The organism is Halomonas borealis (genome assembly GCF_004798905.1).
GTDB lineage: Bacteria > Pseudomonadota > Gammaproteobacteria > Pseudomonadales > Halomonadaceae > Halomonas > Halomonas borealis.
Genome location: NZ_SDMO01000003.1, coordinates 229992 through 248159 on the forward strand (window position 1 = coordinate 229992; position 18168 = coordinate 248159).

The 18168-nt window shown below is 66.5% G+C and carries 17 protein-coding genes and 2 tRNA genes; 15 read left to right on the forward strand and 4 right to left on the reverse strand.

What is annotated here, in order from left to right:
- Positions 1-336: 336 nt before the first annotated feature.
- From ETC07_RS05275 to nadA, 6 genes are all read left to right on the forward strand, one after another.
- Positions 337-1326, forward strand: a complete 990-nt coding sequence (locus tag ETC07_RS05275; protein ID WP_205742509.1) for a segregation and condensation protein A — start codon at positions 337-339, stop codon at positions 1324-1326.
- On the forward strand, positions 1323-2156 hold the full coding sequence (gene scpB, locus ETC07_RS05280) for an SMC-Scp complex subunit ScpB (protein WP_136247460.1): 834 nt from the start codon (positions 1323-1325) through the stop codon (positions 2154-2156). The genes ETC07_RS05275 and scpB overlap by 4 nt, the downstream gene beginning before the upstream one ends.
- Positions 2156-3010, forward strand: coding sequence for a 23S rRNA pseudouridine(2605) synthase RluB (rluB, locus tag ETC07_RS05285; protein WP_136247461.1), 855 nt, complete (start codon positions 2156-2158; stop codon positions 3008-3010). The genes scpB and rluB overlap by 1 nt, the downstream gene beginning before the upstream one ends.
- Before the next feature lie 125 nt (positions 3011-3135).
- Positions 3136-3211 (forward strand) — tRNA-Lys (locus ETC07_RS05290).
- Between the two features lie 41 nt (positions 3212-3252).
- Positions 3253-3328 (forward strand) — tRNA-Lys (locus ETC07_RS05295).
- Positions 3329-3605: 277 nt separating this feature from the next.
- Complete coding sequence (nadA, locus tag ETC07_RS05300; protein ID WP_136247462.1) at positions 3606-4640, forward strand: quinolinate synthase NadA; 1035 nt, start codon at positions 3606-3608, stop codon at positions 4638-4640.
- A gap of 134 nt (positions 4641-4774) precedes the next feature.
- Here the strand turns inward: nadA and ETC07_RS05305 are convergent, their stop codons facing one another.
- A complete protein-coding gene (locus tag ETC07_RS05305) occupies positions 4775-6280 on the reverse strand; it encodes a M48 family metalloprotease (RefSeq protein WP_136247463.1) in 1506 nt (501 codons plus the stop codon).
- Between the two features lie 135 nt (positions 6281-6415).
- Between ETC07_RS05305 and ETC07_RS05310 the strand changes: the two genes are divergently transcribed.
- Both ETC07_RS05310 and ETC07_RS05315 read left to right on the forward strand, forming a co-directional pair.
- Positions 6416-6664 (forward strand): sulfurtransferase TusA family protein, encoded by a 249-nt coding sequence (locus ETC07_RS05310; RefSeq protein ID WP_136247464.1) that lies wholly within the window; start codon positions 6416-6418, stop codon positions 6662-6664.
- Complete coding sequence (locus tag ETC07_RS05315) at positions 6661-7773, forward strand: AI-2E family transporter (RefSeq protein ID WP_136247465.1); 1113 nt, start codon at positions 6661-6663, stop codon at positions 7771-7773. The genes ETC07_RS05310 and ETC07_RS05315 overlap by 4 nt, the downstream gene beginning before the upstream one ends.
- A 48-nt stretch (positions 7774-7821) precedes the next feature.
- Here the strand turns inward: ETC07_RS05315 and ETC07_RS05320 are convergent, their stop codons facing one another.
- Positions 7822-8298: a peroxiredoxin gene (locus tag ETC07_RS05320; protein WP_136247466.1), complete on the reverse strand. Its 477-nt coding sequence runs from the start codon at positions 8296-8298 to the stop codon at positions 7822-7824.
- Between the two features lie 193 nt (positions 8299-8491).
- Here ETC07_RS05320 and dapA point away from each other — a divergent pair, with 193 nt between their 5' ends.
- From dapA to purC, 4 genes are read left to right on the forward strand one after another with little or no spacing between them, the layout of a single operon-like run.
- The gene (dapA, locus tag ETC07_RS05325) at positions 8492-9376 is read left to right on the forward strand and encodes a 4-hydroxy-tetrahydrodipicolinate synthase (RefSeq protein WP_136247467.1); all 885 of its coding nucleotides are present in this window, start codon (positions 8492-8494) and stop codon (positions 9374-9376) included.
- 46 nt (positions 9377-9422) lie between these two features.
- A complete protein-coding gene (locus ETC07_RS05330; protein ID WP_240724564.1) occupies positions 9423-10382 on the forward strand; it encodes an outer membrane protein assembly factor BamC in 960 nt (319 codons plus the stop codon).
- Positions 10382-11182 (forward strand): MBL fold metallo-hydrolase, encoded by an 801-nt coding sequence (locus ETC07_RS05335; protein WP_136247468.1) that lies wholly within the window; start codon positions 10382-10384, stop codon positions 11180-11182. The genes ETC07_RS05330 and ETC07_RS05335 overlap by 1 nt, the downstream gene beginning before the upstream one ends.
- A 44-nt stretch (positions 11183-11226) precedes the next feature.
- On the forward strand, positions 11227-11940 hold the full coding sequence (gene purC, locus ETC07_RS05340) for a phosphoribosylaminoimidazolesuccinocarboxamide synthase (RefSeq protein ID WP_136247469.1): 714 nt from the start codon (positions 11227-11229) through the stop codon (positions 11938-11940).
- A 278-nt stretch (positions 11941-12218) separates the two neighbouring features.
- Here purC and tsaA read toward each other — a convergent pair whose 3' ends face one another.
- Entirely contained in the window at positions 12219-12938 is a 720-nt protein-coding gene (gene tsaA, locus ETC07_RS05345; protein WP_136247470.1) for a tRNA (N6-threonylcarbamoyladenosine(37)-N6)-methyltransferase TrmO, read from the reverse strand.
- A gap of 125 nt (positions 12939-13063) precedes the next feature.
- Here tsaA and ETC07_RS05350 point away from each other — a divergent pair, with 125 nt between their 5' ends.
- The gene (locus tag ETC07_RS05350; RefSeq protein ID WP_136247471.1) at positions 13064-13597 is read left to right on the forward strand and encodes a GNAT family N-acetyltransferase; all 534 of its coding nucleotides are present in this window, start codon (positions 13064-13066) and stop codon (positions 13595-13597) included.
- 5 nt (positions 13598-13602) lie between these two features.
- Here the strand turns inward: ETC07_RS05350 and nadC are convergent, their stop codons facing one another.
- On the reverse strand, positions 13603-14454 hold the full coding sequence (gene nadC, locus ETC07_RS05355) for a carboxylating nicotinate-nucleotide diphosphorylase (protein ID WP_136247472.1): 852 nt from the start codon (positions 14452-14454) through the stop codon (positions 13603-13605).
- A gap of 75 nt (positions 14455-14529) precedes the next feature.
- On the opposite strand from nadC, the gene ampD reads away from it, so the two are divergent.
- Together ampD and aceE are read left to right on the forward strand one after the other, a co-directional pair.
- Positions 14530-15099 (forward strand): 1,6-anhydro-N-acetylmuramyl-L-alanine amidase AmpD, encoded by a 570-nt coding sequence (ampD, locus tag ETC07_RS05360; protein ID WP_136247473.1) that lies wholly within the window; start codon positions 14530-14532, stop codon positions 15097-15099.
- Between the two features lie 337 nt (positions 15100-15436).
- Positions 15437-18115 carry a pyruvate dehydrogenase (acetyl-transferring), homodimeric type gene (gene aceE, locus ETC07_RS05365; RefSeq protein ID WP_136247474.1) on the forward strand — a complete coding sequence of 893 codons (2679 nt, stop codon included), beginning with the start codon at positions 15437-15439 and terminating at the stop codon, positions 18113-18115.
- The last annotated feature ends 53 nt before the right edge of the window (positions 18116-18168 follow it).

Genomic DNA, 18168 nt, shown 5'->3' on the forward strand with positions numbered 1-18168 from the left:
AGCGACCAGGTCGATGCCCCTTACCTCCTTCGGAGAGAGTGTCGATGTAGGGGGGGCGGCGGAGGTCCGGCGTTTCCTTGAGTTTGGTCACGTGACGTTCTGCTGAAGGCGGCTCCCAGTCGTGAGGCGATCTATGCGTTCAGCATCGGCATGCCAACAGGGGGGGGAATGATCGTTCTTTCTGTGGGGGCGCGAGCCTTCTACCCGGGGCAAGAGAGTGGGGCGTCGTCGCCTTCGCGCCGCCAGGCATGAGCCATGACTTACCCTGAGCCGCGCCGCTTGGTAGACTGTGCGGTCGATCATTCGCCGCCCCACCAGCCCGGAGGCCAGCCCCGCGTGAGCGAGACGCCCCCGTCCACCGAGACACCCGACGCCGCCCCGGGTCGCCCCGATACCCTGGCCGACGCCGAGGGGGTGGGTGAAGAGGAGCGCCAGGCGCTGGCCCAGAGTGCCGAGGTGCTGGGCCGGCTGTTCGACGAGCCGATCACCCAGCTGCCGGAAGATCTCTATATCCCGCCCGAGGCGCTCAAGGTCTTCCTCGAAGCCTTCGAGGGGCCGCTCGACCTGCTGCTCTACCTGATCCGTCGCCAGAACCTGGACATCCTGGCCATCGATGTGGCGGCCATCACCCATCAGTACATCGAGTACGTGGAACTGATGAAGGCCATGGAGATCGAGCTGGCCGGCGAGTACCTGCTGATGGCGGCGATGCTGGCCGAGATCAAGTCCCGCAGCCTGCTGCCCAAGCCGCCCAAGGAGGGCGGCGATGACGAGGAGGAGGATCCGCGCGCCGAGCTGATCCGCCGCCTGCAGGAATATGAGCGGCTCAAGCACGCCGCCGAGACGCTGGCCGAGCTGCCGCGGCTGGGGCGCGACTGGTTCCCGGCCCGGGCCGGGTTGCCGCCGCTCGAGAGTCGGGTGGTGCACCCTGAGGTCGGGCTCGATGAGCTGCTCGGGGCGTTGGCCGGCATCCTGCGCCGCGCCGAGCTCAACCAGACGCACCACATCAGCCGTGAGATGCTGTCGACCCGCGAGCGCATGCTGGCGATCATGGAGGCCTTGCATCACGCGCACTACACCGCCTTCGAGGCGCTCTTTACCCTCGAGGAAGGGCGCGCCGGCGTGGTGGTGACCTTCATGGCGATCCTCGAGTTGGCCAAGGAGGCGATGATCGAGATCGTGCAGAATGCGCCGCTGTCGCCGATCCATGTGCGGGCTCGCGGCGGCCCGCAGGACGGCGAGACCGAAGACGCCTACGCTGACGACGAGGCAGAAGGGGAGAGCCCCTTCGCGGATGACGACGACCAAGGGAGCGAGTCGCCATGAGCGCCATGGAAATCCCCGATGCGCTGGACGATATCCTCGAGGCCGCGCTGCTGGCGGCCGGCGAGCCGCTCTCGTTGGAACGCCTGGAGGCGCTGTTCGACGATCACGAGTTACTGCCCCGGCGCGCCTTACGCGAGGCGCTGGGGCGGCTCGAGACGCGCCATCAGCGCGGTGCGATGGAGCTTCTCGAGACCGCTTCGGGCTATCAGCTGCGCATTCGTCCGCGACTCTCGAGCTGGGTGTCGCGGCTGTGGGACGAACGTCCCCAGCGGTATTCCCGGGCGCTGCTCGAGACCCTGGCGCTGATCGCCTATCGGCAGCCGGTGACCCGTGGTGACATCGAGGAAGTGCGTGGGGTGTCGGTCAGCGGCTCGATCATGCGGACCCTGGTCGAACGCGGCTGGGTACGGGTGGTCGGTCACCGCGACGTGCCGGGCCGTCCGGCGGTCTATGCGACCACCCGGGCCTTCCTCGACGACTTCGGGCTCAAGACCCTGGACGAGCTGCCACCGATGCACGAGCTCAAGACCTTCGAGGAGGCGGAGCCGGTCCTCGAGGATGCCCCGCCGCCGCCTCAGCACGAACTGCTGGCCCAGGCGGATGAGGATCCCGAGCAGGAAGACGAGTACGGCGGTGGCTCGCAGGACGAGCCCGCTGCCACCAAGACGACGGCCGGGACGGCCGACGATGACCACGCCGGGACGGCGTCCGAGCGGACGGGCCTGAGCTTCGCCGATCTCGAAGCTCGCCTGTCCGAACGCGCCCGGGGTCGCGTCGACGATGACGCCACCCCGGGGGCGGAATCCACTACCAGCGAGACTGACGACTGATGAGCACCACCACCGAGAAACTGCAGAAGGTCCTGGCCCGAGCCGGCATGGGGTCGCGCCGCGAGATGGAAGCGGCCATCGCCGATGGCCGGGTCAAGGTCAACGGCCAGGTGGCGAGCCTGGGCGATCGCATCGAGGCCCGCGACAAGGTCGCCCTCGACGACCGCCCGGTGGCGCTGCGTGCCGCCGAGGAGGTACCGCGGCGGGTGATCATGTACAACAAGCCCGAGGGCGAGCTGTGCACCCGCAAGGATCCGGAAGGGCGGCGTACCGTCTTCGATCGGCTGCCGCGCCTCAAGGGTGAGCGCTGGATCGCCATCGGCCGCCTCGACATCAACACCAGCGGCCTGCTGCTGTTCACCACCGACGGTGAGCTGGCCAACCAGCTGATGCATCCCTCGACCCAGGTCGAGCGTGAGTATGCGGTGCGCGTGATGGGCGATGTCCAGCAGGCGCAGGTCACGGCGATGGTCGAAGGCGTGATGCTCGACGATGGCCCGGCGCGCTTCACCGACGTGCAGGAGTTCGGCGGTGAAGGCATCAACACCTGGTTCCACGTGGTGATCACCGAGGGACGCAACCGCGAGGTGCGTCGCCTGTGGGAATCCCAGGGGCTCACCGTCAGCCGCCTCAAGCGGGTGCGTTATGGCAATATCTTCCTCGATAAGCGCGCCAAGGCCAGTGAGTGGGTGGAGCTCAGCCAGGAGGAGGTCGACGATCTGGCCGAGCTGGCCGGAGTGCCGTCGCGCAAGGTGCCCGAGCTGACGCCCGACGAGAAGAATCGCTGGAGCCGCGACAAGCACAAGCGCCGCCCGGTGCAGGCGATGCGCAAGCCCAGGTCGCGTCGTTCGTAGTCCGCGTACCGGCGGCGCATGATGTCGCGGGCATGTCCGCCCTCGGAGGGCAGGAAAATCGCCGGGAGGTGAAAAAACGCTTGTCATGCCGGGGGCATATCCGTATTATCTGCACCCGTTCGGAAGGGTCGTTAGCTCAGTTGGTAGAGCAGTTGGCTTTTAACCAATTGGTCGTAGGTTCGAATCCTACACGACCCACCATTCGAACCTGGATTCATGGCCGTCAAGCCGCCATGCATCATGGGTCGTTAGCTCAGTTGGTAGAGCAGTTGGCTTTTAACCAATTGGTCGTAGGTTCGAATCCTACACGACCCACCAGATTTCACGCCCCTGCCTCCATGAGGCGGGGGCGTTTTTCGTGCGTGCACGGTCGGCGCACACCTTGCAAGCCGGCCGGGACGGCGTCATGCTTAATGATAATCCTTGTGTCTTGCGGGAGGCGTGCTCGGCGTACGCTCCGGTAAGACACGAAGCGGGTTGGCCAGGGCGATAGACGCCGCGGTTGACCCTCGGTGTGTCGCGGCGTGCGGAGCGCACGCGGTCGGCACCTGGTGCAATGCAGGGGGAGCCCCTGCCAGTCACAGTGGTAGACACGATGACGATCATGACTTCCCGTGCCGAGCTGCGTGAGCAGCTGGTGCGTTCCTATTGCCCCACGCGCATTCCCGCCGAGGACGAGGCTCTCATCGAGGAGATCAAGCGACTGCTCGAGGCCCATAATGCCGTCCTGGTGGCTCACTACTACACCGATGACGCCATCCAGCGGCTCGCCGAGGAGACCGGTGGCTGCGTGGCGGATTCGCTGGAGATGGCGCGCTTCGGCGCCCGCCATCCGGCCGACACCCTGGTGGTGGCCGGCGTGCGTTTCATGGGCGAGACGGCCAAGGTTCTCTCGCCGGAGAAGCGCGTGCTGATGCCGACCCTGGAGGCGACCTGCTCGCTGGACGTGGGTTGTCCGGCCGACGAGTTCAGTGCCTTCTGCGATCAGCATCCCGAGCGCACCGTGGTGGTCTATGCCAATACCTCGGCGGCGGTGAAGGCGCGCGCCGACTGGGTGGTGACCTCGTCGATCGCGGTGGAGGTGATCGAACACCTCCAGGCCCGCGGCGAGAAGATCCTGTGGGCGCCGGACAAGCACCTCGGCGGCTACATCCAGAAGCAGACCGGCGCCGACATGCTGCTCTGGGATGGTGCCTGCATCGTCCACGAGGAGTTCAAGGCCCAGGGGGTCGAGGACCTCAAGGGCCTCTATCCCGACGCCGCGGTGCTGGTGCATCCCGAGTCGCCGGCCTCGGTGGTCGAGCTTGCCGACGTGGCGGGTTCCACCTCGCAGCTGATCAAGGCGGCCAAGGAACTGCCCAACGAGGAACTGATCGTGGCCACTGATCGCGGCATCTTCTTCAAGATGCAGCAGGCGGTGCCCGACAAGACCCTGTTCGAGGCCCCCACCGCCGGGAGCGGAGCCACCTGCAAGAGCTGCGCCCACTGCCCGTGGATGGCGATGAACGCCCTGGATAACCTGGCCGACGCCCTGCGCGAAGGCTCGGGCGAGATCGTCGTCGACGACGATCTTCGCCTGGCCGCCCTCAAGCCCCTGGAGCGGATGCTCAACTTCCAGGCGCCCGGCTGAAAGCGCCGAGCCGTTCCGTGATGGGCGGCTGATGCCGAGGCAGAAACGAGTGACCCTGCGGGATGCTGCATGCATTCGGCAGGGTTTTTCTTGATCTTGGATCTTGAGCAGCTGACCTTCTGCTCGGCTCGGCGCTATCGAAACTCCTCCATCGTCTCCCGATAGTCGACGAAGGCCTCGCGACGCTGCTCGATCCGTGCCAGGGCGTTGGCGTCGCCGCTGTCCTCGGCGACCTCCTTGGCCACGTCGAGTTGTTCGATGCCGCGGTCGATGCGGCCGGTCAGCTGTAGCTGCTCGGCCCGTGCGAGATGCCCCCAGGCGCGATGGCCGCTGCGCCCGGCGGCCTCGGCCAGCAGCGTGAAGACCTGGGGGTTCTCGGGCTGCCGAGCGGCGAGCTCGCGCAGCACCCGATAGGCCTCGCCGGGGTCGCGCTGCAGCAGGGCTTCGCCCAGCAATTGCTCGGCCGGCGCGTAGCCGGGCATCAGCCGCAGCTGGCGGCGGCTGCGGGCGATGGCGTCGTCGACTCGTCCGGCGTCCAGGGCCACCTCGGCGGCGCTGGCCGGCAGCAGGGCCAGGTCGGGGAGCCGCGTGGCCAGCGTGTCCAGGGCGGACAGCGCGGCGTCGGTACGGCCTTGCTGGGCATCGATCAGGGCCGTGGCGTAACGCTGCGCCGCCTGTGGGGCGCCGTCGCGTTGCAGGCGGGTCAGCGCCTGCTGAGGGGCCTGATCGTGGATGGCCAGCAGCGCCCGGGCGCGGACCATCTGATACTCGGTCGTATCAATGTGGTGGGTGCCGACCGGTAGTTGCGCGACTCGCGCCTGGGCGTCGCTGATGCGCGATTCGGTCACCGGATGGGTGAGCAGGAACTCCGGTGGGTTGCCCCCTTGTAGCGCCGCCATGTGTTGCATGGTGCGGAACATCTCGACCATGGACTGGGGATCATAGCCGGCGTTGGCCAGCGTCTGCAGGCCCAGACGATCGGCCTCGCGTTCGAAGCGTCGCGAGTAGGCCAGCTGGTCCTGGATGAGGGCGGCCTGGGAGCCCATGGCGGCGGCGATCCCGGCGTCGCCGCCGCCTCCGGCGGCGAGCAGCATACCGGCGAGCATGGCGGCCATGGCCGGCAGGCGAGTCTGCTCGGCGCGCTGCTGGCCACGCGCGTAGTGGTTCTGCGACAGGTGGCCGAGTTCGTGGGCGAGCACCGAGGCGAGGGGCGCCTCGCCCTTGGCGAAGGCGAATAGGCCGGCATTGACGCCGATCACCCCACCGGGCACGGCGAAGGCGTTGAGCCGCTCGCTGGCCACCAAGGTCACGACCGGATCGATGCCGCCGACCTGGCTGTAGGGCAGCAGGCGGGCCACCAGCGAGGCCAGGTAGTGTTCGGCGAGCGGATCCTGCCACAGCGGGGCATGGGCGCGGAATTGGCGCAGCCAGGCGCGCCCCAGCTGCATCTCCTCGCCGCTGATCGCCTGGTTGTCACGGTGGGTCAGGCTCGGCAGCTCGAAGCTCGGCGTTTCATCGAAGGTCGGCGGGGTCGTGGCCTGATCCGGTAGCTCGAGTGACAGCTCCTGGCCGAGGGTCGGGGCGCTCAGTGCCAGGCTCAGGGCGATGGCGGACAGGCGGGGCAAGGGGCGACGCAGCATGGCATCCTCTTCGTCGGGCGCGCAGGGCGCCTCTTCCGACATTGATTCAGCGGAGAAAGTGCCTTTAAATCGCAGGCATTCATGCCGCGCGCGACGATGATCGCACCGGCTTCAGGCATTCTCTCGGGAGACTACATGGCTGTGCAACCCGACGACGTCCTCGATGCGCGAGGGCTTTCCTGTCCGTTGCCTCTGCTCAAGGCCAAGCAGGCGCTGTCGCGCCTCGCGCCCGACCAGGTGCTGGAAGTGATGGCCACCGATGCCGGCTCCTGGCGTGACCTCGAGACCTTCGTCGCCCAGAGCGCCCATGCGATGCCGGCCCGCGAGGTGCGGGGCGAGGTCTATCACTACTGGATCCGCAAGGGCGGGGAGGCGTCGCCATGACGCTGCGTTCGCTATTGCGCGGCTGGGTCGATCACTATCTCTCCGACGAGGAGGCGGTGATCCTGCTGGTGGTGTTGGTGGTGGGCTTCGCGGTGGTGATCTGGCTGGGCCAGATGCTCGCGCCCTTCCTCACCGCCCTGGTCATCGCCTTCCTGCTGCAGGGCGGGGTGAATGCCTTGACCCGGCGCCGGGTGCCACATTTCCTGGCGGTGATGCTGGTCTACCTGGCCTTCATCGGGGTGGTGCTGGCCATGGCGCTGGTCCTGCTGCCGCTGATCTGGACCCAGCTGGTCAACCTGGTTCAGGAGACGCCGCGGATGTTCGCCAGCGGCCAGCAGTTACTCGTCGATCTTCAGGCCCGTTATCCCGACCTGGTGACCCCGGCTCAGATCCAGGGTTGGGTGGGCATGGCCGGCAGCGAGGTGACCCAGCTCGGGCAGCGCGCGCTGTCGCTATCGCTGGCCTCGCTAGGCAACATCGTCGGGTTGATCGTATACCTGGTGCTGGTGCCGATCCTGGTGTTCTTCATGCTCAAGGACCGTGATCGGCTGGTCGGTTTCATCGTGTCGCTGCTGCCGCGTCGGCGTGGGTTGATGACTCGGGTGTGGCAGGAGATGGACGCCCAGATCGCCAACTACGTGCGCGGCAAGGCCACCGAGATCGTGATCGTCGGCAGCGTGGCCTTCTTCACCTTCGCCTTCTTCGGGCTACCCTATTCGGCGCTGCTCGGCGTGCTGGTGGGGCTCTCGGTGCTGGTGCCCTACATCGGTGCCGCGGTGGCGACGGTACCGGTGGCGGCGGTGGCCGGTTTCCACTTCGGCCTCGGGGATCAGTTCCTCTATGTGTTGATCGCCTACGGCGTGATTCAGGCGCTGGATGGCAACGTGCTGGTGCCGGTGCTGTTTTCCGAGGCGGTCAACCTGCATCCGGTGTCGATCATCCTGGCGGTGCTGTTCTTCGGTGGCGTGTGGGGCTTCTGGGGCATCTTCTTCGCCATTCCGCTGGCGACCCTGCTCAAGGCGCTGGTCTATGCCTGGCCGCGCGGTATCCAGCAGCATCGCCAGGAAGAGGCCGCCCATCAGGCCTCGGGCGGTGTCGACGAGGCCTGAGGAATGGCGTGGCGCCGGCCCTTGTCGGCCGGCGCTCGTTCCCGATGCTTAGTCGCCGGCGTGCAACGCCTGGGCGGCCTCGAGGACCTCGTCCACGTGGCCCTTGACCTTCACCTTGCGCCATTCCCGAGCCAGCTTGCCCTCGGCATCGATCAGGAAGGTGCTGCGTTCTATCCCTAGGTGTTCCTTGCCGTAGAGCTTCTTGAGCTTGATGACGTCGAACAGCCGGCACACCGCCTCGTCCTTGTCGGAGAGCAGGGTGAAGTTGAAGCCCTGCTTGGCCTTGAAGTTCTCCTGGGCGCGGATGCCGTCCCGGGAGACGCCGATGATCTCGGTGTTGGCGGCGTCGAAGGCCGCCTTGTGGTCGCGGAAGTCGCCGCCTTCGGTGGTGCAGCCCGGGGTGCTGGCCTTGGGGTAGAAGTAGATTACCACCTGGCGGCCGCGCATGGCCGAGAGGCTCAGGGAGGTGTCGCCGGTAGCGGTAGCGGTGAAGTCGGGCACGGGGTGGCCGAGGCTGACGCTCATGAATGAGGCTCCAATCGGGGAATGAACGTCACGATTACACGCAACCCGCGGGCGACTGTAAAGTCGCCGCTGTACAGGCTCTCGAGCGCTGAGTACCATTTGACTCCTGGCATTGACCCCACGGGCGAGGGCGGGGTTTTCATGGTGGCCGAGCCCAGCGGTCGCCGGCAGGTAGCGAGAGGATAAGACGAGGATGATCACGGGTAGCATCGTCGCGCTGGCGACACCAATGAAGGTCAATGGCGATATCGACTGGGAAGCCCTGCGGGCCCTGGTGCGCTTCCATCTGGATAACGGTACCGATGCCATCGTCGCGGCCGGCACCACCGGCGAGCCGACGACCATGTCGTTCGCCGAGCACTTCGATGTGATTCGCACGGTGGTGGATGAGGTCGACGGCCGCCTGCCGGTCATCGCCGGTACCGGCGCCAACGCCACCTCCGAGGCGGTCGAGTTGGCGCGCTATGCCAGCGAGGTCGGGGCGGATTACTGCCTGTCCGTGTGCCCTTACTACAACAAGCCGACCCAGGAAGGCCTCTACCAGCACTTCAAGGCCGTGGCCGAGGGCAGCAACCTGCCGGTGATTCTCTACAACGTGCCGGGTCGCACCTGCTCGGATCTCTATAACGAGACCGTGATGCGCCTGGCCGAGGTGGACAACATCATCGGCCTCAAGGATGCCACCGGTAACCTCGAGCGTGCCGAAGACCTGATCGCTCGCCTCGAGGGCAGCGACTTCAAGCTCTATTCCGGCGATGATGGCACCGCCTGTGACTTCATGCTGATGGGGGGGCATGGCGACATCTCGGTGACCGCCAACGTGGCGCCCCGCGCCATGCATGAGCTGTGCGCCGCCGCGGTGGCCGGCGATGCCGAGAAGGCCCACCAGATCAATACCCGCCTGATGCCGCTGCACACCAATCTCGGCATCGAGGCCAACCCCATTCCCGTGAAGTGGGGGCTCAACCGCATGGGCCTGGCCGAGGCGGGCATTCGCCTGCCGTTGACCTGGCTCTCCGATAAGTATCATTCCACCGTCAGCGAAGCCCTTCAGCTGGCCGGTGTGACCGACGATTGAGCGGTGTGCGACGCCGCGACCTGGATAACTTGAGCAAGGTGGACGCATGAGCTCTGCGCTGAAATGGATGCCGCTGGTGGCGGCGCTGGCCCTGGCCGGCTGTGCCCGTGATGGCTACTACGATGATCGTGCCACCGACTATGTCGAGGCCGAATCGAGCGCGCCTTTGGTGCTGCCCGACGGCCGCAATACCCGTCGTTATGGCGATGCCATGCCGGTCCCCGAGTCGCAGGGGACGTTCGTCTCCCAGGGCGAGGACTTCCGCGTTCCGCCGCCGCGGGCCCTGGGGGCCGGTAGCGTCGTGGAGGCCGGCGGCGTGACCCAGCGCGAGGCCGCCGGCCAACGCTGGCTGGTGATCGGCGCCGCGCCCAGCGTCGTTTGGTCGGAGCTCGAGGACTTCGTGGCCGAGCGAGGCCTGACGGTCGTCGAACGCGACGCCAATCGTGGCCTGCTGGTCACCGACCAGGCGCGCTTCAGCATCCGCTCCGGGCTTCAGCAAGGAGCCAGCGAGCTGCGCTGCGAGCAGGGCGGCACATCCCCGCAGGGTTGCCTGCAGGCCCTGCAGCGTCGTTTCGAGGCCCGCGATGCCACGGCCAGCGCCTCCTCACTGGCGGTTCAGCGCCCCGAGGATCAACCTCGCCCGTTGCTGACCCAGTCCGGCGGCGAATGGCGTCTGGCGCTGCCCTATGCCGCGGATCGCACCTGGGCCGAGTTGAGCTACCAGCTCGAGGCGGACTTCGTGGCCGAAGAGCGCCGCGAGCTGATCGAACAGGATGCCGAGGCCGGCACCTTCCTGGTCGATTACCTGACGCTCAGCGCGCGCAGTCAGGGCGTGTGGGAGTCCCTGACCAGCTTCGGCGGGGCGGACCCCCAGCGTATCCGCCTGTCGCTCGAGACCGATGGTCCGGAGCGCAGCGTGCTGCGGGCCGAGTCCGCCGATGATCGCACGCTGTCCGCCGAGGATCGACGTGAGCTGCTCGAGCGGCTGGCGGGCCTGTTGGGCTGATGACCGCGACCGCGAAGCGGGAGGTGCCGGCGGGGCGGTTGTACTTCGCCTCGCTCGGCAGCGGCAGCAAGGGCAATGCCACCCTGGTCAGCGATGGCGAGACGCGCCTGCTGATCGACTGCGGCTTCGCCCTCAAGGAGACCGAGCGTCGCCTGGCTCGCTTCGACCTCCATCCCCGCCAGCTCGATGCCGTGCTGGTCACCCATGAGCACGGCGATCATCTTCGCGGGGTCGGCCCGCTGGCGCGCCGCCACAAGGTGCCGGTCTACCTCACGCCCGGCACCTGGCTTGCTGGCAAGCTGGGGGAGGTGCCGCATCGGCACTGGATCACGCCCCAGGCGCGTTTCGCCATCAAGAGCATCGAGATCGACCCGATCACGGTGCCCCACGATGCGCGGGAGCCGGTGCAGTTCCGGCTGGCGGCCGGCGGTCGTCGGCTCGGCCTGCTCACCGACCTGGGGCATCCCAGCGCGCATGTCGTCGAAGCCTTCCGCGGCTGCGATGCCTTGGTGCTGGAGTGCAATCATGACGTCCACCTGCTCGAGGTCGGGCCCTATCCGCCGAGCCTCAAGCGTCGGGTCGGCGGCCAGTGGGGGCATCTGGCCAATGGCCAGTCGGCCTGGCTGCTGAAACGGCTGGGGCTGGATGGTCTGCAGCGTATCGTCTGTTCGCACCTTTCCGAACACAACAACCGCCCCGAGCTGGCCCTGGAGGCGCTGGTGCCGCTGCTCGATGGCGATGATTCCCGCCTGACGGTGGCGGCCCAGGATCAGGGGCTGGACTGGCAGGCGATCACCTGAGATTCGAGAATTCCAACCGACTGTTGTTGCCTATGGAGGCTCCCATGGAAAAGCGTCACGAACTCTACGCCGGCAAGGCCAAGTCGGTCTTCACCACCGACGATCCGGATCGCCTGATCCTGCACTTCCGCGACGATACCAGCGCCTTCGATGGCGAGCGCATGGAGTCGCTTGAGCGCAAGGGCATGGTCAACAACCGCTTCAACGCCTTCATCATGGGCCGGCTCGACGCAGCGGGTATCCCGACCCACTTCGAGGGTCTGCGTTCCGACGACGAGTGCGTGGTCAAGAACATGGAAATGCTACCGGTCGAGTGTGTGGTGCGTAACATCGCCGCCGGCAGCCTGGTCAAGCGCCTCGGCGTGGAGGAGGGCGGCGAGCTCGATCCGCCGACCTTCGAGCTGTTCCTCAAGAACGATGCCCAGCATGACCCGATGATCAACGAGTCGCTGGCCGAGACCTTCGGTTGGGCGACGCCTGAGCAGCTGGCCGAGATGAAGGCGCTGACCTTCCGGGTCAACGAGGTGCTCAAGAAGCTGTTCGCCGATGGCGGCCTGTTGTTGGTCGACTACAAGCTCGAGTTCGGCGTGTTCAAGGGCCAGATCGTGCTGGGTGACGAGTTCTCTCCGGACGGTTGCCGGCTGTGGGACGCCGAGACCCGCGAGAAGCTCGATAAGGACCGTTTCCGCCAGGGTCTGGGCGGGGTGATCGAGGCCTACGAGGAGGTAGGCAAGCGGATCGGCGTCGACTTCTCGTGAGGACACACCGATTCATTGCGGCGCTCGACGACCCATAGGGAGGTGGGAAGTGCGTTGGCCCGTCGGGCACGGGGCTAGCGCTCCTGACCGCCGGCGGTGCTCGCCATCCTCATGTAGCAGGCTACATTCCGGTGGCTGTGCTCCGGCGGCGGCCGGCCTCTCGTCGCTCGCAACATGAATCAGCACATCTTCTGGCTCTGTGGGGCCTTCATTCGATCTGATGTCCCCAGCATATGACGGCGCCCTCCTCGGAGGTCGTCGTCGTTTGTGTCTGCTGTTTACACCGCCACGATCTCGACGACTTCCAGCCGCGTCTCGCCCGCGCCATCGGCCAGTGCGCGGAAGCGCACGTCCAGGTCGCGTAGTCGCACGCCATAGACGCGCTCCCCGGCCCCCTTGCGATAGGCGGGGCGCGGGTCCTGGGCCAGCACCTGTTGGATCAGCGCGCGCAGCGACTCGCCGTCGGGGCGCGCGGCCAGCGCCGCCTCGGCCGGCGGAGCGAGGCGCACGGGCAGGGCGTCGGGAGGCTCGGGAGCGAAGCCGGCGCTGGCCTCGGGGCGGGCCTCCGCCCAGGGTAGGTAGGGCTTGATGTCGAGCACCGGGGTGCCATCGACCAGGTCGGCGCCGCGCAGGTTGAGGCATACGCCGCCCTGGGTGTCGATGCCTTCGAGCTCGACCAGCGACAGCCCCAGGCGATTGGGGCGGTGGGTGCTGCGGCTGGCGAACACGCCGACCCGGGCGTTGCCGCCGAGGCGCGGCGGACGCACCAGCGGCGTCCAGCGTGCGGGGCTCAGGTGGAAGACGAAGGTCAGCCACAGGTGGCTGAAGGCGTCGAGGCCACGCACCGCCAGGGGGTCGTCGTAGGGCGGAGTCAGCACCAGCCGGGCCCGGGCGGCATCGGCGAGCCCCGGCTGGCGAGGAATGCCGAACTTGTCGGGGTAGTCGCTCTCGATGCGCCCGATGGACGCCAGGTTGAAGCTTGCGGGGATCTCGTTCATGGGCTCTTCCGGTGGTCGCCGTGACGCTGCTCGAAGGGCTGGCCCGCCATCATGCCCGGAGGCATTGGCGCGGCGCTATCGCTTCGGTAGGCTCTAGGCGTCTTAATTGTCGCAGGATGCCCTTCATGGATCATCTCGATCCCACGCGCGAGGGTTCGCCCGCGCCCACGACCGATGCGCCGCGCATCCTCTATCGCGAGGCCCGCGCCCAGGATGGCGGCGATCAGGCCGAGGTCTTTCACCATGCCGTCATGCAGGGCGCGGTAGGCCATTACACGTTGGCCGCCCGGGAGGCCTGGGTGGCGGTGCTGCCCCGCGAGGCCAGCGCCTGGGTGGCGCGCCAGGCGCTCTATACCACCTTGGTGGCGACCTGCGATGGTCGCTGCGTGGCTTTCCTGGAGCTGGATGTGGCCGGCGGCCACGTTGAGGCGCTTTATGTCTGGCCGTCGCTGGCGCGTCGTGGCATCGGCAGCACCCTGCTGGGGCATGCCGAGCGGCTGCTGCGCGAGCAGGGCGGGGAGCGCCTGAGCATCGATGCCAGCCTGGTGATGGCCGACGGCCTGGAGCGCCGTGGCTGGCGGCGGATCCGCGAGGAGTGCGTCGAGCGCGGCGGCGAGCGGCTGGCGCGTCGCCACCTGGAGAAGACGCTAGCCGCCTGAGTGCCTCAGGCGCCCTGCTCGAGGAAGCGCATCGACAGGTCGATCGCCTTGATGTCCTTGGTCAGGGCGCCGCTGGAGATGCGGTCGACGCCGGTCTCGGCGATGGCCGAAAGGGTCGTCTCGTCGACGTTGCCGGAGGCCTCGAGGAGGGCGCGACCGTCGTTGCGGCGCACCGCCTCGCGCATGTCGTCGAGCGAGAAGTTGTCGAGCATGATGATGTCGGCCCCGGCGTCCAGCGCCTGGCCGAGCTCCTCGAAGGTCTCCACCTCGACCTCCACCGGCAGCTCCTTGGCGATATCGCGAGCCTCGCGCACCGCCGCCTCGATCCCTCCGCAGGCGGCGATATGATTCTCCTTGATCAGGAAGGCGTCATAGAGGCCGATGCGATGGTTGAGTCCGCCGCCGCAGGTCACGGCATACTTCTGGGCCAGGCGCATGCCGGGCAGGGTCTTGCGGGTATCCAGGATGCGCACGCCGCTGTCGGCCAGCAGGTCCGCATAGTACCGGGTGCGAGTGGCGGTGGCCGACAGCGTCTGCAGCAGGTTCAGCGCCGCCCGCTCGCCGGTGAGCAGGGTGCGCGCCGGGCCCTCGAGCTCGAGCAATGCTGCGCCGGGCTCGAGACGGTCGCCGTCGGCCGCCTGCCAGCGTAGTACGACTCGAGAATCGAGGCGGCGGAACAGCTCGTCGACCCAAGCCACGCCACACAACACCGTCGCCTCGCGGGTGATCACCCGGGCCCGCGCCCACTCCTTCTCGGGGATCAACTCGGCGGTGATATCACCGGGGCCGACATCTTCGGCCAGCAACCGGGCGGCGGCTTCACGGATCTCTTCGGCGAGGGCATCCTGATAATGCATGGTGATGGGTCTCTATGCTGGGAAGCTGGGCTCTTCATTATAGGGGAAAGGTCAGCAACGACGTCAGGGGGAAAGATGCTGATTCACGAGGGCTGGCTGTCCGGGGCTCGCCGGGCGCCGTCGCCCAATCATAATACACGGCCGCACGACGAGGTCTCGCTGCTGGTGCTGCATTCCATCAGCTTGCCGCCGGGGGAGTTCGGCGGCGAGGCCATCGAGCGATTGTTCACCAATCGTCTGGACCCGGCAGGGCATCCGAGCTTCGCCGAGATAGCGGGGCTTCGGGTCTCGGCACACCTGTTGATCCGCCGCGATGGCGAATGCGTGCAGTTCGTGCCCTTTCAGGCGCGCGCCTGGCATGCCGGGCGCTCCCGCTGGCGGGACGGCGAGGTCGAGCGCGATGGGCTCAACGACTTCTCGATAGGCATCGAGCTCGAGGGTGACGAGGTCTCGCCCTATACGGCGGCTCAGTACCGTGTGCTGGCGCAGGCGACGGCGGCGTTGCTGGGTCGCTATCCGGCGCTGACCCCCGAGCGCATCACCAGTCATGCCCGTGTCGCCCCGTTACGCAAGACCGACCCCGGGCCGGCCTTCGACTGGGCCTATTTTCGTCAATGTCTCGCCGCCGAGGGGATGGTTTCGTAATAAAACTTTTTTTCGTCACGGATGGCTCGATGGCGGAACGTGCCGCGAAGGGTCGAAAGATGGCGGGCATCGCCGTCGATCTTTGCCAATTAAGCAGGAAACGGGAAGCGTTGAGGGGTTGCAATATTTTGAAAAGGCCTTCCATGTCTGCTTCAATTGGCAGCCGACAGCGTTTGCGGTATCGTCAGCGCACCCACGAATTTCTGTCGCGCTGACGTGTAAAACGACTACAACCTTGGAACCCCGGCATGGAGGTGATCCCTCCATGACTGCCACTCAAGCGCCACACCCCTTGCTGCGGGGCGGTTGCCCCCAACGTCATTCGGAGAGACGTCTAATGAGTCTTGAGTCAAGAGAAGATCTCGATCCGATCGAAACCACGGAATGGTTGGATTCCCTGGAATCGGTCCTGGATCACGAGGGCGAAGAACGTGCCCGGTTCCTCATGACCCGCCTGGCGGATCGCTACCGTCGGGATGGCATGCAGGCGCCATTCTCGGTCACGACCCCGCACCGCAACACCATTCCGGTGCATCGCGAGTCACCCATGCCGGGCGACCTGTTCATGGAACGTCGCATCCGCTCGCTGGTTCGCTGGAACATGGCGGCCATGGTGACCCGGGCCAACAAGGCCAACAAGGGGATCGGCGGCCACCTGGCCAGCTTCATGTCCTCGGCGACTCTCTATGACGTGGGCTTCAACCACTTCTTCCGCGCCTCCAACGGCGACTTCGAGGGTGACCTGGTGTTCATCCAGGGGCACAGCTCTCCGGGCATCTATGCCCGTTCCTTCCTCGAGGGGCGTCTCACCGAGGAGCAGATGGACAAGTTCCGTCAGGAAGTCGATGGCGATGGCCTGTCCTCCTATCCGCACCCCTGGCTGATGCCGGAATACTGGCAGCTGCCCACCGTGTCCATGGGCCTGGGCCCGATCATGTCGATCTATCAGGCCCATGTCATGAAGTACCTGGATCAGCGTGGCCTGAAGCCCATGCACGATCGCAAGGTCTGGGCCTTCCTCGGTGACGGCGAGTGCGACGAGCCGGAAACGCTGGGCGCCATCCACCTGGCCAGCCGCGAGAAGCTCGATAACCTCAACTTCGTCATCAACTGCAACCTGCAGCGCCTCGACGGCCCGGTGCGCGGCAACTCGCGGATCATGGACGAGCTCGAAGGCGTGTTCCGCGGTGCCGGCTGGAACGTCATCAAGGTGGTCTGGGGTCGGCACTGGGACTCGTTGTTCGCGAAGGACAGCAAGGGTGTCCTGCAGAAGCTCATGGACGAAACCGTCGACGGCGAATACCAGAACTGCAAGTCCAACGGCGGCGCCTATACTCGGGAGAACTTCTTCGGCAAGTACCCCGAGACCGCCGAGATGGTCAAGGACATGTCCGACGAGGACATCTGGAAGCTCAACCGCGGTGGCCACGATCCGTTCAAGGTCTATGCGGCCTACCATGAGGCCTTCCACAACTCCAACGGTCGTCCTACCGTGATCCTGGCCCACACCGTCAAGGGTTATGGCCTGGGGGCCGCCGGCGGTGAGGCCGACAACGAGGCGCACCAGATCAAGTCGATCGATGACCCGGAAGTGTTGAAGAACTTCCGCGATCGCTTCGGCATTCCGGTGACCGACGAGGCCATCGAGAACGAGATGCCGTACTACAAGCCGGCCGACGATTCGCCGGAGATGAAGTACATGCATCTGCAGCGCGAACGCCTGGGCGGCTACTTGCCGGCGCGTCGTGCCGACTTTGAGGCGCTGGACATCCCGGGCCTCGACGACAAGATCTTCGCCTCCCAGACCGGCGGTTCCAAGGGCCGCGAAGTCTCCACGACCATGGCCTTCGTGCGTATCCTCACCGGCCTGGTCAAGCACAAGGGCTTCGGCAAGCAGGTGGTGCCGATCGTGCCCGACGAGGCGCGGACCTTCGGCATGGAAGGCATGTTCCGTCAGCTCGGCATCTATACCTCCGAGGGCCAGAAGTACGAGCCCATGGACAAGGGCCAGCTGATGTTCTACCGCGAGGACAAGGCCGGCCAGGTGCTCGAGGAAGGCATCACCGAGGCCGGTGCGATGTCCTCGTGGATCGCCGCGGCGACCTCCTACAGCAACCACGGGCTGCCGCTGCTGCCGTTCTACGTCTACTATTCGATGTTCGGCTTCCAGCGCATCGGTGACCTGGCCTGGGCCGCCGGCGACATGCAGGCCCGCGGCTTCCTGGTCGGTGGCACTGCCGGGCGCACCACCCTGAATGGCGAGGGTCTGCAGCACCAGGATGGTCACAGCCACCTGCAGGCGTCGATGATCCCCAACTGCCGCAGCTACGACCCGACCTATGCTCATGAGGTTGCGGTGATCGTTCAGGATGGCCTGAAGCGCATGTTCGCCGACAAGGAGAACTGCTTCTATTACCTGACGGTGATGAACGAGAACTACGAGCAGCCGGCCCTCGAGGAAGTGCCCGCCGATGACATCATCAAGGGCATGTACCTGCTGCGCGAGACCGAAGGCGACAAGGCCCGCGTGCAGTTGATGGGCTGTGGCACCATCCTGCGTGAGGTCGAGGCCGCCGCCGGGATGCTCAGCGAGGAGTGGGGCGTGGGCGCCGATATCTGGAGCGTCACCAGCTTCAACGAGCTGCGCCGCGAGGCCCTGGAGATCGATCGTCAGGGCTTCCTCAACCCGACCGAGGAACCGGGCAAACCGCACGTCACGGCCTGCCTGGAGGGTCGTCAGGGCCCGGCCATCGTGTCCACCGACTACATGAAGCTGTTCGCCGACCAGGTCCGTGCCTGGGTGCCGACCGACTATCATGTGCTGGGGACCGACGGCTATGGCCGCTCCGACACCCGCGAGAAGCTGCGTCACTTCTTCGAGGTCAATCGCTACTTCGTCACCGTTGCCGCGCTCAAGGCGCTGGCCGATCGCGGAGAGATCGATCGCAAGATCGTCGGCGAGGCCATCGAGAAGTATGGCATCGACCCCAAGAAGCCCAACCCGCTCGAGGTGTAAGGCGTCGATCGATCGGTGGCATGGCGGGCCTGTGGGCCCGCCCCCGTCAAGAG